This window comes from Streptomyces sp. NPDC046349, assembly GCF_055587885.1.
Genome location: NZ_JBVJFK010000007.1, coordinates 348346 through 363611, shown reverse-complemented (window position 1 = coordinate 363611; position 15266 = coordinate 348346). Strand labels below are relative to the sequence as shown.

General features: G+C 71.5%; 13 protein-coding genes. 6 read left to right on the top strand and 7 right to left on the bottom strand.

Annotated features, from left to right (window positions below):
- Positions 1 to 12 precede the first annotated feature (12 nt).
- Positions 13 to 1122: a helix-turn-helix domain-containing protein gene (locus ACZ6JS_RS19025; protein ID WP_469299292.1), complete on the bottom strand. Its 1110-nt coding sequence runs from the start codon at positions 1120 to 1122 to the stop codon at positions 13 to 15.
- Between the two features lie 120 nt (positions 1123 to 1242).
- Here ACZ6JS_RS19025 and ACZ6JS_RS19020 point away from each other — a divergent pair, with 120 nt between their 5' ends.
- The 3 genes from ACZ6JS_RS19020 (at position 1243) to ACZ6JS_RS19010 (ending at position 2434) form a co-directional block, all read left to right on the top strand.
- A complete protein-coding gene (locus ACZ6JS_RS19020; RefSeq protein ID WP_469299290.1) occupies positions 1243 to 1464 on the top strand; it encodes a hypothetical protein in 222 nt (73 codons plus the stop codon).
- Positions 1465 to 1681: 217 nt separating this feature from the next.
- Complete coding sequence (locus ACZ6JS_RS19015; protein WP_469299289.1) at positions 1682 to 2194, top strand: glycine-rich domain-containing protein; 513 nt, start codon at positions 1682 to 1684, stop codon at positions 2192 to 2194.
- A gap of 33 nt (positions 2195 to 2227) precedes the next feature.
- Positions 2228 to 2434, top strand: coding sequence for a hypothetical protein (locus ACZ6JS_RS19010; protein ID WP_469299287.1), 207 nt, complete (start codon positions 2228 to 2230; stop codon positions 2432 to 2434).
- A gap of 210 nt (positions 2435 to 2644) precedes the next feature.
- Here the strand turns inward: ACZ6JS_RS19010 and ACZ6JS_RS19005 are convergent, their stop codons facing one another.
- Positions 2645 to 4486, bottom strand: a complete 1842-nt coding sequence (locus tag ACZ6JS_RS19005; protein WP_469299286.1) for an AMP-dependent synthetase/ligase — start codon at positions 4484 to 4486, stop codon at positions 2645 to 2647.
- 85 nt (positions 4487 to 4571) lie between these two features.
- On the opposite strand from ACZ6JS_RS19005, the gene ACZ6JS_RS19000 reads away from it, so the two are divergent.
- Complete coding sequence (locus tag ACZ6JS_RS19000) at positions 4572 to 5300, top strand: MerR family transcriptional regulator (RefSeq protein WP_392054457.1); 729 nt, start codon at positions 4572 to 4574, stop codon at positions 5298 to 5300.
- A 300-nt stretch (positions 5301 to 5600) separates the two neighbouring features.
- A complete protein-coding gene (locus tag ACZ6JS_RS18995) occupies positions 5601 to 6272 on the top strand; it encodes a maltokinase N-terminal cap-like domain-containing protein (protein ID WP_469299285.1) in 672 nt (223 codons plus the stop codon).
- Between the two features lie 54 nt (positions 6273 to 6326).
- Here the strand turns inward: ACZ6JS_RS18995 and ACZ6JS_RS18990 are convergent, their stop codons facing one another.
- The 5 genes from ACZ6JS_RS18990 to ACZ6JS_RS18970 form a co-directional block, all read right to left on the bottom strand.
- Positions 6327 to 8498, bottom strand: a complete 2172-nt coding sequence (locus tag ACZ6JS_RS18990) for a 3-hydroxyacyl-CoA dehydrogenase NAD-binding domain-containing protein (RefSeq protein WP_469299283.1) — start codon at positions 8496 to 8498, stop codon at positions 6327 to 6329.
- 44 nt (positions 8499 to 8542) lie between these two features.
- Entirely contained in the window at positions 8543 to 9757 is a 1215-nt protein-coding gene (locus ACZ6JS_RS18985) for an acetyl-CoA C-acetyltransferase (RefSeq protein WP_469299282.1), read from the bottom strand.
- Positions 9758 to 9824: 67 nt separating this feature from the next.
- Positions 9825 to 10967 carry an acyl-CoA dehydrogenase family protein gene (locus tag ACZ6JS_RS18980; RefSeq protein ID WP_469299280.1) on the bottom strand — a complete coding sequence of 381 codons (1143 nt, stop codon included), beginning with the start codon at positions 10965 to 10967 and terminating at the stop codon, positions 9825 to 9827.
- 80 nt (positions 10968 to 11047) lie between these two features.
- On the bottom strand, positions 11048 to 12073 hold the full coding sequence (locus ACZ6JS_RS18975) for an LLM class F420-dependent oxidoreductase (protein WP_469299279.1): 1026 nt from the start codon (positions 12071 to 12073) through the stop codon (positions 11048 to 11050).
- The gene (locus tag ACZ6JS_RS18970; protein WP_469299277.1) at positions 12073 to 13260 is read right to left on the bottom strand and encodes a CaiB/BaiF CoA transferase family protein; all 1188 of its coding nucleotides are present in this window, start codon (positions 13258 to 13260) and stop codon (positions 12073 to 12075) included. Before ACZ6JS_RS18970 ends, ACZ6JS_RS18975 begins: the two co-directional genes overlap by 1 nt.
- Positions 13261 to 13529: 269 nt before the next feature.
- Here ACZ6JS_RS18970 and ACZ6JS_RS18965 point away from each other — a divergent pair, with 269 nt between their 5' ends.
- A complete protein-coding gene (locus ACZ6JS_RS18965; protein WP_469299275.1) occupies positions 13530 to 15206 on the top strand; it encodes a PKD domain-containing protein in 1677 nt (558 codons plus the stop codon).
- The last annotated feature ends 60 nt before the right edge of the window (positions 15207 to 15266 follow it).

Genomic DNA, 15266 nt, shown 5'->3' with positions numbered 1-15266 from the left:
TGCGTGTCTCCTTCACGCCTCGGCGAGGCGGATTGCGTACAGGATGCCTTCGAGTTCTCGGCGCGCGCGCGTCGAGGGCTCGGTGCTATCCAACAACACGGGCAGCCGGTCCCCCAGAGTACGTCCGGCCGCGGAGCTGCGGAGGAGACCGGGGCGGGCAGCGAGCAGCGCCCAGAGGGTGTGGGTATTCAGTTCGAAGAACCCGCGATCGGGTGCGAGGCTGGTGGCGAGGTGCTGGAGCAGCTTGTGGCCGTGCCAAGAGGGTGCACCGGTGGCCGCGATGAAGTCGTCCGTCAGCTGGAGGTGGGGGCTCTCGCCGATCCAGTAGGCCCAGTAATTCAGGTTCGCGGCTTCGCCGGCGTCGTCGCCGTCGAGAGTCGTGATGAAGTGCTGCATGCGGTCGCGGTCCCCGTGGCGGGCGGCGACGGTGGCGACTGAGCGGGCGGTGAGCCATTGTGTGAGCCAGTCTCCTGGCCGTTCCGCGCGCTGCTCGTGGGTCAGCCAGGCCGCTGTGTCGGGATCGTCGTCGTAGCCGGCGAGGTAGAGGGCCTGGCGGCGTACGAGGAAGTCTCCGCCCCGGGCCTCCTCGGCGGTGCGTCGCATCCGGCGGAAGAAACGGCGCCGGTCTTCGGCTGGTAACTCGGGCCGGGCGGGGGCGGGGCCGCGGCGGGCGCGAGCAGGGCTGTCCAGGCCTCGCATCGGTTCGGGTGTGACGCCGTTGAGGGGCCAGGCCAGTACTTCGACGAGGTCGCGCTGCATCACCCAGGCACCGAGCAAGCTGCGGCCGATGGGCTCTTCGTCGACGAGGGCACTGGCAAGGAGGACGTCCGCTTCCAGGGCCTTGTCGAGGGCGAGGAGCAGGGCCGGTGTCACGCCCATGCGCATCAGGCGGTGCCGGTGATCCAGCATCTGCCCGACCGCGAGCGAGGTGAGGGGACGCCGCCCGGACTCCCAGCCGGCGACGGTGTCCGCAGACACCCGGAAGGCCTCGGCGAGCGAGTCCTGGGTGTGGTCGAGCTGTTCCCGGATCACACGGAACACATAGCCGGACACAGTGCCGGTGCGGCTGCGCCGGAGCATTCCCTGACTGCGGGTCAGGGTGGTTCGGCCGTTGGTGCCCATGGCGCCTCCTCTGCCTGCTGACAGCCCCAAACTACCGGTACTCGGGGTCACTTCGCCGCGTTCCCATGCCTACCTAGGCTCGTCTCCATCACCCGCTGATGACTGCAGAAGGAGCCTGGCATGGCCGCCCCGCACGACGCACCCACCGAGGTCCCGCACCTGCTTCTCCGGCGGCCGGTCCGCGACATCGCGTCCGGCACCGAGGGCACGCTCATGGCGGTGCTCATCGAGAACACCGCGAGCGCCGGCTTCCCGGAGCGCTGGGCGGAGATCGCCTACATCCGCCCGGATGGCGGGGGCGTCGAACTGTCCACGGCCGTCGCAAACGTCGAGGTCCTCTAGTGGCCGCCACATCGCCGCTCGCCGCCCGCAGCTGCGCGAAGTGCGGGCCACCTCGCTACCGGGCGGCTGCCTTGAGGGTGGCGCCACGATCCACGCACAGGGCTGACCAGCGCGCGGGTGTACCGGGATCCGCTGATCCCGATCAGACTCCCCGTCCGGCGCCGTCGCGCGCTGTGCGGGTCCCGCACTGTCGGAACTCAGAACCGAGGAGCACATCATGACCGCCGCCTGCGCCACCGGCCCGCAGAAACCCCCGCCGCCCCGCACCCTCCTCACCGACGCCCAGTTCAACGACGTCCGCGCCACCATCCTGGACAACAACGCGGGGATGGAAACGGAGATGGCCGGCCGGCTTCTCATCGAGGCCCTGAAGTTCGTCGTCTCGGCAGCCCGGTTCCCGTCGGTGCGGATCGCTCCGACCCGCGAGGTCGATGAGGGCTGGCATGCGCTCATCCTGCACACGCGCCTGTACGCCACCCTGTGCAGCCGGCTCGGCCGGACCGTCCACCACTACCCGGAGCGTCCGGACGCCTCCCTCCACGACCCGGAGGTCCTGACCCGCACGGTCGCCCTCATCGAGCAGGCCGGTTACGCGCCGGACGCCGAGCTGTGGGTCGGCCCGGACCAATCGCTCGTCACGGTGGCCGCGAGCTGCAGCCACACCCCGGTCCCCGGCGGCTGCGGCCCGATCAACCCCGGGAACTGCGCGACCCACGGCGGCGGGGACTAGGCTCGGCGCCCCGTACGGCAGAGAGGCGAGGACATGAACACGGACACAGCTTTCGAGGTGTACGCCGCAATGCGTCAGCACGGCATTGCGGGGACCGTCGCCCCCGCGACCCCGGACGATCCGCAGAACACGTGGATCGTTCTCGATGCGGACGACCGCGACGTGACGGCTGCTGCCCTCGCCAGGATTGTCGCAGCGCGTGCGCAGCGGGCCGAGCGCGGGTTCATGGCCACGCGCTGACCCGAGCCGCCGGCCGGAAATCCCCCGTCGGCCGGGGCTACCCCTGGGGCCGAGCGCACGAGGTCCGATAAGTACACGGGGGCAGCGACGCCCCGACCTTGTCTCCGCAGAGACGCCGGTCGGGACGTCGTCGCATTCGCCGGACCCTACGCATGCTTCAAATGGGCATTCGAGCCACCACTGTCCGCTGACCGGCTCGCGGTGTCCGCGTCACACCGCTTCGTACGGCTCCTCGTACAAGCCGTCGATCAGGGCGCCGTACTTGTCGCGGACCACCCGGCGGCGCAGCTTGAGGGAGGGCGTGAGCTCGCCCGTCTCGGGTCCCCACTCCTGCGCCAGCAGCCGGTAGCGCTTGATCTGCTCGGTCCGGTTGAGCCGCGCGTTGGCCGCCTCGACCGCCCGGGCGATCTCCTCCCGGACCGCGGGGTGTTCGGCGAGCGCGCTCACCGAGTCCGCCTCGATGCCCCGGGCGGCCGCCCAGACCGGGGCCAGCTCTGCGTCCAGGACGAGCAGGGCGACGAGGTAGGAGCGGCCGTCGCCGTGCACCAGCGCCTGGCCGATGAGGGGGTGCTCCTTGACGGTGTTCTCCACCAGCGCGGGCGAGACGTTCTTCCCGTTGGACGTGATGATCAGTTCCTTCTTGCGGTCGGTGATCCAGAGGAAGCCGTCCTCGTCGATCCGCCCGACGTCCCCTGTGGGGAACCAGCCCTCCGTGTCGGAGGCGCTCTCCACCGAGCCGTCCGGCCGCAGGTAGCCGGCGAAGACGGTCGCTCCCCGTGTGAAAACTTCCCCGTCCTCGGCGATCCTCAGCTCCAACCCCTCGATCGGGCGGCCGACCGAGCCCAGCCGGAAGCCTTCGGCGCTGTTGAGCGTGCACACGCCCGCCGTCTCGGTGAGCCCCCAGGCATCCATGATCGTGATGCCCCAGCCGGCCCAGAAGCGGACGACGTCGATGGGCATCGGCGCGGTGGCGCTGGCCGTCCAGGCGAGCCGGTCCATGCCGGCCAGGCGCAGCAGCGGGTCCAGCGTCCGCTCCTTCGCCGAGGCGTACGAGGCTTCGAGCTCGGCGGGCACCTCCTCACCCCGCTCGTGGTGGGCGGCCCGGGCGCGGGCGAGGTCGTTGGCGGCCTCGATGGCACGTCGCTGGTCCTCGGGGAGCTGCGCGAGGACGGCACGGACGGAGGCGGCGAGCTTCTCCCAGACCCGGGGCACTCCGAAGAACTGCACCGGGCGCAGTTCGCGGACGGCCGCGGACACGGCGGTGGGGTCGGCGCACAGCATGACGTGCGAGGCCCTCAGCAGGGGCAGGTAGATCCCGAGGACCCGCTCGGCGATGTGCGCGAAGGGCAGGTAGCAGATGTGCTCGGCGTGCTCGGGCAGGTCCACGCGCCCGTCGAGGCGGACCGCCTGCAGGATCAGGTTGCGGTGGGTCAGGCGCACGCCCTTGGGGTCGCCGGTGGTGCCCGAGGTGTAGACGACGGTGAGCGGGTCCTCGGGGCGGCTCTCCTGCCAGGCTTTCTCGAAGTCGTCGGCGCGGTGGGTCCGGGCGCCGCTCGCGTAGAGGGAGCCGTACGTGCCGTGGCGGCCGGCCTCGGCCGCCTCGGCGACGACGATGCGCTCCAGGGGGACGTCGACGGCGGCCAGCAGCGGCTCCCACCGGACGAGTTCGCGGGCGCCCTCCACGACGGCGATCCGGGCCCGGCTGTGGCGGGCGATGTGCGCGATCTGCTCGGGCGCGGAGGTCCCGTACACGGTGACGGGCACGGCGCCGAGGTGGAAGAGGGCGAGATCGGTGAGCCAGTGCTCGGGTCGGTTGCCCATCATCAGCAGGACGTGCTCGCCGCGCTCGACGCCGAGCGCGGCGTAGCCGGAGGCGAGGACGGCGACCTTGTGGCGGACCTCGCTCCAGGTGAGCGTCGTCCACCGGGCCGCGTCGGGCCCGGCGCGCCAGGAGAGGGCGGGGAGGTCCCCGTACTCGGCCGCGTTGCGGGCCAGCAGGGCGGAGAAGGTGATCTCTTCGGGTCGTCCGGGCAGTCGCAGGTTCGTGGTCATGGGCAGCTCCTGGCCGTTTCACATCGTTGGTGCGACAGCAATACTGTTGAACCCAAGCTGTGGAGCAGAGAGCGAGGCGCAGACGATGGCCGACCAGGCACCCGAGCCGATGCTCACCGTCGACGAGCTGGCGGCCAGGGCGGGCGTCACCGTGCGCACGGTACGGTTCTACAGCACCCGCGGGCTTTTGCCCCCTCCCGTGATCGGTCCGCGTCGGGTGGGGCACTACGGGCCGGAGCACCTGTCGCGGCTGGCCCTGATCGAGGAACTCCAGCACCAGGGCATGACGCTGTCCGCCATCGAGCGCTATCTGGACGCGCTGCCCGACGACCTGAGCGCGCACGACCTGGCGATCCACCGGGCGATGGTGGCCAGTTGGGCCCCGGACGCGGCCCGGGAGGTGTCGCGGGAGGAGTTGGAGAAGCGGGCGGGGCGGAGCCTGTCGGACACCGACGTGCGGCGGCTGACGGCGATGAACGTGCTCGCCGCCTCGGGCGACGGGTTCCGGGTGGACGTGGGGCTGCTGCGGCTGGGGGTCGCGCTGCTCGACGTGCCGATCGCGCACGAGACGATCCTGGCGGCGCGCAAGGTGCTGGTGGAGCACACACGGTCGGCCGCGCACGAGCTGACGGCGCTGTTCCGCGACGAGGTGTGGGGGCCGTTCACCCAGGGCGAGAGCGATCCGGAACGGGTCGAGTCGATGAAGGCACTGTCGGCGCACATGCAGCCGATGGTGGTGCAGGCGCTGGTGACGGCGTTCCAGCGGTCGCTGCGGGAGGAGCTGCGGGCGGCGTTCGTCTCGGAGCCGGGGTGACTCCGGGGGGTGCCGGGTGCCGGAGGCGCACGTGCCCCGCCCTTCGGCGCGGCCCGCATCGCCGTGGAACCGGCTCGCCCCGGGGCGGCAACACGCTCTTCACCTCGACCGGCATCCGCTGCGGGGGGTCCCGGCACCCGCATGCGCGCGCTGCCGGTGGACCACCTCGTCGACGTGCGCCACGGCATGGTGCCGGCCAGGCCGGCCAGGACCGCCGTCGGGAACAGCCCGCGACCGCGCCCGGGCGACGCGGGCCGGGTCGCCCGTCAACACCCGCGCCGCCCGGGTAGTTTACGGATCATGGCAGTCATTCACCGCACCACCATGTCACCCGGCAAGCTCGAACTGATCGCCGCCTGGTTGCCGTCGAAGCCCTGGTACCGGGGCGCGGACGTGCCGCGGCTCGCCAAGGCCGGGGGTTTCCGGCTCGACGACCCCGAGGGCGAGGTGGGCATCGAGTTCATGGTGGTCACCGACACCTCGGGGGACTCCCCCGTCGCCTACCAGGTCCCGATGACCTACCGCGGGGCTCCCCTGGCGTCCGCCGAGGACGGCCTGATCGGCACGTCCGAGCACGGTGTGCTGGGTCGCCGCTGGATCTACGACGGGACCCACGACGTGGTCCTGGTCGAGCAGTTGCTCGCCCTTCTGGCGGGCCGGACGACCGCCCAGGACCAGAACGCGAGCGACACCCCCGACCCCACGGTCGAGGTCCGTACCGAGGGGGGCGGGGTGCCGCAGGGCCTCACCGGCCCCGGGACCGTGACGGACACGGCCGACGCGAGCCTCGTGACCGTGGGCCCGATGACGCAGGAGGGGCCGGTGTCGACGCTGACCGTCTGCCGGGTGCTGCGTCCCGGTCCCGCTCCAGCCGGTGGCGGCGCCGGGGGCCGGGTGCTGGCAGGCTGGTCGGCCCCCGACGGCGCCGTGCAGCACGGGCCGTTCGCCCACCTGGCCGCCGTCGGGCGCTGACGGACAGGTCGCCCCGGGCCCCCGGCGGCGGGGGCCCGGGGCGTCCGGACGGGATCAGTCGGCGTACGTTTCGCCCCGCTCGGCCTTCGCCACGAGGGAGGCCGGCGGGGTGAACCGCTCGCCGTACTGCCCGGCGAGCTCGCGGGCGCGGGCCACGAAGCCGGCGAGGCCGCCCTCGTAGCCGTTGATGTACTGGAGCACGCCGCCGGTCCAGGCCGGGAAGCCGATGCCCATGATGGAGCCGATGTTGGCGTCGGCGACCGAGGTGAGGACTCCCTCGTCGAGGCAGCGGACGGTGTCCAGGGCCTCGGAGAAGAGCATCCGCTCCTTCATGTCCTCGAAGGGGACCTCGTGGCCCGGCTTGGCGAAGTGCTCGCGCAGGCCCGGCCAGATGCCGGCGCGCTTGCCCGACTCGTCGTACTCGTAGAAGCCGGCGCCGCCGCTGCGGCCGGGGCGGCCGAACTCGTCGACCATCCGGTCGATGACGGTGTCGGCGGGGTGCTCGGTCCACGTCCGGCCCTCCGCCTCGAAGGCCTTGCGGCTCTCGTTGCGGATCTTGCGCGGCAGCGTGAGGGTGAGCTCGTCCATCAGGGAGAGGACCTTGGCCGGGTAGCCGGCCTGCGCCGCGGCCTGCTCGATCGAGGCGGGCTCGACGCCCTCGCCGACCATCGCCACGCCCTCGTTGATGAACTGGCCGATGACGCGCGAGGTGAAGAAGCCGCGCGAGTCGTTGACCACGATCGGGGTCTTGTTGATCTGGCGGACCAGGTCGAAGGCGCGGGCGATGGCCTCGTCGCCCGTCTGCGCCCCCTTGATGATCTCGACGAGCGGCATTTTGTCGACGGGCGAGAAGAAGTGCAGTCCGATGAAGTCGGCGGGCCGGTTCACGCCCTCGGCGAGCCCGGTGATGGGCAGGGTCGAGGTGTTGGAGCACAGGAGGGCGTCGGGTGCGACGACGTCCTGGACCTCCTGGAACACCTTGTGCTTGAGGGCGGTGTCCTCGAAGACGGCCTCGATGACGGCGTCGCAGCCCGCGAGGTCGGCCGCGTCCGCGGTCGGGGTGATCCGGGCGAGCAGCTCGGCCCGCGCCGCCTCGGTGGTCCGGCCGCGGGACAGCGCCTTGTCGAGCAGCTTCTCGGAGTACGCCTTGCCCTTGGCGGCGGCCTCGGCGGTGACGTCCTTGAGGACCACCTCGATGCCCGCGCGGGCGCAGGAGTAGGCGATGCCGGCGCCCATCATGCCGGCGCCGAGGACGGCGACCTTGTGGACCTTGCGCGGCTCGATGCCCTGCGGGCGGCTGCGGCCGGCGTTGACGGCCTGGAGGTCGAAGAAGAACGCCTGGATCATGTTCTTGGCGGTCTGTCCGGTGACCAGCTCGGTGAAGTAGCGGGCCTCGATGGTCAGCGCGGTCTCGAAGTCGACCTGGGAACCCTCGACGGCGCAGGCCAGGATGTTGCGCGGCGCCGGGTACGGGGCCCCGTTCAGCTGCTTCCTCAGGTTGGCCGGGAAGGCCGGGAGGTTCGCGGCGAAGCGCGGGTTGGACGGCGTGCCGCCGGGGATCTTGTAGCCGGGCAGGTCCCACGGCTGCTGCGACTCGGGGTTGGCATCGATGAAGGCGCGGGCCTTGGCCAGCATCTCCTCGGGCGTGGCGGCCAGTTCGTGCACGAGGCCGTTGTCCAGGGCGCGCTGCGGGGTGTACTGGGTGCCCTGGAGCAGCACCTTCAGCAGTGCGTCGGCGATGCCCATCAGGCGTACGGTGCGGGTGACGCCGCCGCCCGCCGGGAGGAGGCCGAGGGTGACCTCGGGCAGGCCGATCTTGGAGCCGGGCGCGTCGAGGGCGACACGGTGGTGGGAGGCGAGGGCGATCTCGTAACCGCCGCCCAGGGCCGCGCCGTTGATGGCGGCGACGACGGGCTTGCCGAGGGTCTCGATGCGCCGCAGGGACCGCTTGATTTCGGTGCCGGTGTCGAAGGCGAGCTGCGCGTGCTCGGGGCGCAGCCGGATCATGTCCTTGAGGTCGCCGCCCGCGAAGAAGGTCTTCTTGGCGGAGGTGTAGATGATGCCGCGGATGGAGTCCTTCTCGGCCTCGGCGCGGTCGGCGACGGCCGCGATGGAGTCCTTGAAGGCCTGGTTCATGGTGTTGGCGGACTGGCCCGGATCGTCGAGGATCAGGGTGACGACGCCGGTCTCGTCCTGTTCCCAGCGGATCGTGGTGGACTCGCTCATGTTCGCTACTTCCGTGTCGGAGGGGTCGGGGGATACAGGACGGTTCAGAGGCGTTCGACGATGGTGGCGACGCCCATGCCGCCGCCGACGCAGAGGGTGACGAGCCCGTAGCGCTTGTCCTGGCGCTCCAGCTCGTCGACGATCGTGCCGAGGATCATCGCGCCGGTGGCGCCGAGCGGGTGGCCCAGCGCGATGGCCCCACCGTTGACGTTGACCTTGTCGAGGGAGAGGCCCATGTCCTTGACGAAGCGCAGGACGACGCCGGCGAAGGCCTCGTTGATCTCCACCAGGTCGATGTCGTCGATGGTCAGGCCGGCTTTGGCGAGGGCCTTGCGGGTGGCCGGGGCGGGGCCGGTGAGCATGATGGTGGGCTCGGAGCCGGAGACGGCCGCCGAGACGATCCGGGCGCGGGGCGCCAGCCCGTTGCGCTCTCCCGCCTCGCGGGAGCCGATCGCGACGAGCGAGGCACCGTCGACGATGCCGGAGGAGTTGCCCGCGTGGTGGACGTGGTCGATCTTCTCGATCCAGTGGTACTTCTGGAGCGCGACGGCGTCGAAGCCGCCGAGTTCGCCGATGTCGGCGAAGGACGGCTTGAGCTTGGCGAGGGTGTCGGCGGTGGTCCCCGGGCGGACGAACTCGTCGTGGTCCAGGACGGTCAGGCCGTTGCGGTCCGTGACCGGGACGACGGACTTCGCGAAGCGGCCGTCCTTGATCGCGGCGGCGGCGCGCTCCTGCGACAGGGCCGCGTACTCGTCGACGTCGCGCCGGGAGAAGCCCTCGATGGTGGCGATCAGGTCGGCGCCGATGCCCTGCGGCACGAAGCCGGTGTCCCAGTTGGTCATCGGGTCGGCGAACCAGGCGCCGCCGTCCGAGGCCATCGGCACGCGCGACATCGACTCCACGCCGCCCGCCAGGACCAGGTCCTCCCAGCCCGAACGGACCTTCGCGGCAGCCAGGTTGACGGCTTCCAGGCCGGAGGCGCAGAAGCGGTTCTCCTGTACGCCGGCCACCGTGTCCGGGAGCCCGGCCGCGATGGCCGCGATACGGGCGATGTCGGAACCCTGGTCGCCGACCGGGCCGACAACGCCGAGGACGATGTCGTCGATGGTCGCCGGGTCCAGGCCGGGGTTGCGCTCGCGCAGCGCGTCGATGAGTCCGACGACCAGGTCGATCGGCTTGGTGCCGTGCAGGGAGCCATTGGCCTTGCCGCGGCCGCGCGGGGTGCGGATCGCGTCGTATACGTAAGCTTCGGTGCTCACTGGTCAAGCCTTTCGGTGTGCTGGAAGGTCCTGGGAAGGTCCTCGGCGGGGCCGCGGGGTGAGGGGTTCAGCTGAGGAGGGACCGGCCGATGATCTCCTTCATGATCTCGGTCGTGCCGCCGTAGATCGTCTGGATCCGGCCGTCGGTGAAGGCCCGCGCCACCCGGTATTCGGTCATGTACCCGTACCCGCCGTGGAGTTGAAGGCAGCGGTCCGCCACGCGCTTCTGCAGTTCGGTGGCCCACCACTTGGCCATCGAGGCGTGTACGTGGTCCAGCTCGCCGTTGGAGTGGTCGGTGATGCACCGGTCGAGGAAGGTGCGGGTGACGGCGACCTCGGTGGCCATCTCCGCGATCTCGAACCGGATGTGCTGGAGCTTGGACAGCGGGCGCCCGAAGGCCTCGCGCTCCTTCACGTACTGCGTGGTGATCTCCAGCAGGTACTCGGCGGCGGCGATGCCGGCCATCGCGATGCCCATCCGCTCCTGCGCCAGATTGGTCATCAGGTGGACGAAGGCGCCGTTGAGTTCGCCGAGCAGGTTCTCCTTCGGGACGCGCACGTCGTGGAAGAACAGCTCGGCGGTGTCCTGCGCCTTCTGGCCGATCTTGTCGAGGTTGCGGCCGCGCTCGAAGCCCTCCGCTCCGCGCTCGACGACCAGCAGCGACAGGCCGTGCGCCCCGCCTTCGGGGGTGGTCTTGGCGACCACGATCACCAGGTCGGCGAGGATGCCGTTGGAGATGAAGGTCTTGGAGCCGTTCAGCACCCAGTGGTCGCCGCGGTCCTCGGCCGTGGTCCGGATCCCCTGCAGGTCGGAGCCCGCACCCGGCTCGGTCATCGCTATGGCGGTGATGGTCTCGCCGGAGCAGAAGCCGGGCAGCCAGCGGCGCCTCTGCTCCTCGGTGGCGAGCGAGGTCAGGTACGGCCCGATGATGTCGTTGTGCAGGCCGATGGCGAGTCCGGGCGTGCCCGCTCTGGTGAACTCCTCGGCGATCACTGCGGCGTAGCGGAAGTCGGTGTTCCCGCCGCCCCCGTACTCCTCGGGGACGGCCAGCCCCAGCAGCCCCTGTCGGCCGGCGGCCCGCCAGGCCTCGCGGCTGACGATGCCGTCCTTCTCCCACTGCTCGTAGTGCGGCAGCACCTCCTTGGTGAGGAAGGTGCGGACGGTCTCACGGAACGCCTCGTGGTCGGCGTCGAAGATCAGGCGCTTCATCGGACGGCTCGCTTCATCGCAGGACTCGTATCATCGGACGGCTCGCAGCATCGGGCGGTTCGCAGCATCGGAAGGGCTCGTCAGAGCCAGTTCTTGACGGTTTCGATCAGGCGGGCCGGCTCGGGGCCGACGGGTGTGACGTTGAGCATGGTGACGCCGGCCGCGCGGAAGGCCTCGACGCGCTCGCGCACGTAGCCCTCGGGCCCGCACAGGGTCATCAGCTCGCAGAACTCGTCCGGTACGGCGGCCGCGGCGTCGCGCGTGCGTCCGGCGAGGTAGAGCTCCTGGATCTTGCGGGCCTCCTCCTCGTAGCCGTAGGCGACCGCGAGGTCGTTGTAGAAGTTCTTGCCGACCGCGCCCATGCCGCCGACGTACAGCGCGATCTGCGGGCGGGCGCGTTCCCTTACGGCGGCCGCGTCCTCACCGATGGCGAGCAGGCCGCCCGCGACGGTCTGCAGGGGGCCGAGCTCCGGCGACCGCTCGGCCGTCCCCTCCGCGAGCGGGCCGCCCCACACGGCGGCGGCCTTCTCGGGGATGAAGAGCGTCGGCAGCCAGCCGTCCGCGATCTCGGCGGTCATCCGGACGTTGGCCGGGCCGAGTGAGGCGATGTAGACGGGAACCGCGTCGCGCACGGGCCGGGTGAGGATCTTCAGCGGCTTGCCGAGTCCGCTGCCCCGCTCCGGCGGCAGCGGCATGTCGGTGATGCCGTGGTGGTCGATCGTCTCCCGGCGCCAGATGCGCCGGCACAGCTCGACCGTCTCCCGGGTCCGGCCGAGCGGCTTGTCGTACGGCCTCCCGTGCCAGCCCTCGACGACCTGCGGGCCGGAGGCACCGAGGCCGAGGAGCGCCCGGCCGCCCGAGAGGGCGTCCAGCCCGGCGGCCGTCTGCGCGATCAGGCCGGGTGTGCGCGAGTAGACGTTCATGATCGCCGAGCCGATCTTCAGCCGCGCGGTGCGGGCGGCGAGGTAGCCCATGATCGTCGGGGAGTCGAAGCCCCACGCCTCGGCCACCCACACGGCGTCGAGGCCGGCCGACTCCAGCGCGGCCGCCTCGTCGGCGGCCCGGCGCGGGTCCCCGGCGTAGTCGAGCATCATCGACAGTTCCATCAGGCCTCTTTCGGGAGCAGGGCCGGTACGTCCCAGTCGGCGGCCACCGACTCGGTGTGGGCGCCCGGTTGGGCCGGGCCCGCGGTGACGGCGGCCGGGGTCGCGGAGAACCGCGGCGCGGGGGCGGGCTGCACGGTCCCGCCGAAGTCCGTGAAGGTGCCCCGGGCGGCGAGGTGGGGGTGGTGCGGGGCCTCGCGCAGCGACAGCACCGGGGCGACGCACGCGTCGGTGCCCTCGAAGACCGCCGTCCACTCCTCGCGCGTACGGGTCCGGAAGCGTGCCGCGACGGCCTCGCGCAGCTCCCCCCAGCGGGCGGTGTCCTTGCGGGCCGGCGCCCGGTCCGCGATGCCGAGGAGCTCCGTGAAGGTGTCGTAGAACTGCTGCTCCAGTGCGCCGACCGCCATGTACCCGCCGTCGGAGGTCTCGTAGGTGCCGTAGAAGGGGCAGCCGCCGTCGAGGAGGTTGGCGCCGCGCCGGTCCTGCCAGCCGCCCGCCGCCATCATCCCGTGGATCATGGCGGTGAGGTGGGCCGTGCCGTCGACGATGGCCGCGTCGACGACCTGGCCGCTGCCGGTGGCCCGGGCGTGGTGGAGTGCGGCGAGCACGCCGATCACGAGGTAGAGGGAGCCTCCCGCGTAGTCGCCGACGAGGTTGGCCGGGACCGCCGGGGGCTCTCCCGGGTTGCCGATCATGCCGAGGGCTCCGGTGACGGCGATGTAGGCGATGTCGTGGCCCGCGGTGTGTGCGAGCGGGCCCTCCTGGCCCCAGCCGGTCATCCGTCCGTAGACGAGCCTCGGGTTGCGGGCGTGGCACTCGGCCGGGCCCACGCCGAGCCGCTCGGCGACCCCGGGGCGGAAGCCTTCGACGAGGATGTCGGCCCGCTCGACCAGGTCCAGGACGCGCGCGGGCCCGTCGGCGGACTTGAGGTCGACCAGGACGGAGCGCTTGCCGCGGTTGGTGAGGTCGTGGGCGGGGTCGACCGCGAGCCCGCCGCCGCCGGGCCGGTCCACCCGTACGACGTCCGCCCCCAGGTCGGCGAGGAGCATGGCGGCGAACGGTCCCGGGCCGATGCCGGCCAGCTCGACGACGCGCACGCCGGCGAGCGGACCGCTGCCGCTCGCCGTCCCGGTGCCGGTCCCGGTGCCGATGACGGTGCCGGTGCCGGTCCCGTTCCCTGTCGCTGCCATCGAGCCCCCCGTGTCCGCGGTGTGGGTGGTGTGCCTGGTGTGCGGCTGTGTGACACAACTGATGTAACACCGGTGATGCTAGGAACGTGTTCCACCGAGCACAAGCCCCCGTGCCGGGCGTCGGCGGGATCGGCCGGCACCGGCCGATCCGCCACCTCGGCAACAGCGCGAGATCCCGGGCCCACCCCCCTGATGGATCTCCCCGCGACTCTGTACTCTGAACGAGCTTTCGAGCTGATCAAGCGTTCAATCAGATAAGTGGGGGATCGGTGCGCCGTCGCCGTCTTGTAATATCCGCTGCCGCCATCGCGGCGGGCGTTGGCCTCATCCCGGGTGTGGCCCAGGCCGACCCGGCCAAGCCGGACGCACGTGGCACCACCGCGCCGGACCTGGACCTGGGTCTCGGCAAGGACGCGAAGTCCAAGAGCAACACCTTCACCAGCCCGGCGGACCGCACGGTCCGCAAGGCCGCCGCCCCGTCCGCCAAGACCGGAACGGCCGCGGCGCAGTCCGTCGCCTCCGCCAACCCGGACCTCGCGGTCGGCCTGACCGCCTACGGCGTCACGGCGCACGGCACCGAGGTGGACACCACCATCACGAGCGTGGACACCGCGCTCAAGGTCACCATCGACTGGGGCGACGGCAAGTCGGACGTCTTCGACGCCTACGGCTCCGACAGCCGGACCACGGCCCACACCTACGCCGAGGTCGGCTCCTACACGGTCAAGGTCACCGTGGCGGACGCCGCCAACGCCGTCTCGGCCGTCAACGAGGTCGTCTTCGTCACCGCCGGCGCGGACTTCACCCCGTACGCCCCCACCCGCCTGCTGGACACCCGCAACGGGACCGGCGCGCCGATGGGCATGGTCCAGCCGTACAGCTCGACCCGCGTGAAGGTCGGCGGCAACGGCGGGATCCCGGCCAACGTCACCGCCGTGGTCCTCAACATCACGGTCACCAACACCTCCACGGAAGGCCACATCACCGCCTTCCCCGAGGGCACCGAGCGTCCGACCACGTCGAACGTCAACTACAAGGCCCGCCAGAGCGTCCCGAACCTGGTCATCGTGAAGGTCGGCAAGAACGGCTACGTCGAGATCGCCAACCGCGGCGGCGCCCCGGTCGACCTGATCGCCGACGTCACCGGCTACTTCTCCAAGACCGCGTCGAGCGGTTACACGCCGGTCACCCCGTCGCGCTTCGTCGACACCCGCGAGGGCCTCGGCACGGCGAGGGGCCAGCTCGGCGGCCGGAAGACCTTCTCCACCCAGATCAGCGGCCTGCGCGGGGTGCCCCAGGGCATCAGCGCCGTGGCGCTGAACGTGACCGTCACCAACCCGAGGGAAGCCGGCCACCTGTCGGTCTTCCCGGCCGGCGGCGCCACCCCGACCGCGTCCAACCTGAACTTCACCCCGGGCCAGACCATCGCCAACTCGGTGATCGTCCCCGTCAGCGCGGACGGCCGGATCAGCGTCTTCAACGGCGCCTGGGCGGGCACCGACGTCGTCGTCGACGTCGTCGGCTACTACAGCGCCGACAGCAAGGGCGCCTTCCTGCCGCTCTCGCCCGAGCGTCTGGTGGACACCCGCGACCCCCAGGACCCGGTCTACGGGAAGCTGTGGGGCCAGAGCTACATCTACATGCCGATGTCCTTCGACGACCCGAGCATCACGGGCTTCGTGCTGAACACCACGGTCACCAACCCGGAGGGCGACGGGCACCTCACGGTCACCCCGGACCCGAACTCGATCGACGACTACATCAACGAGACGGCCGGCTGGCCGACGCCGCCGGACTCCTCGAACCTGAACTGGACGAAGGGCAGCACCGTCCCGAACCTGGTCCAGGCGAGCACCGGCAGCAACGGCATCATCGACCTCTGGAACCGGGGCTGGGACGACGTCGACCTGATCGTCGACCTCTTCGGCCTGTACCAGCAGGACTGATCCACCGGCAGGTGGACCCACGGCGCCCCGGGCGCGGCCGCACGGCCGCGCCCGGGGCGC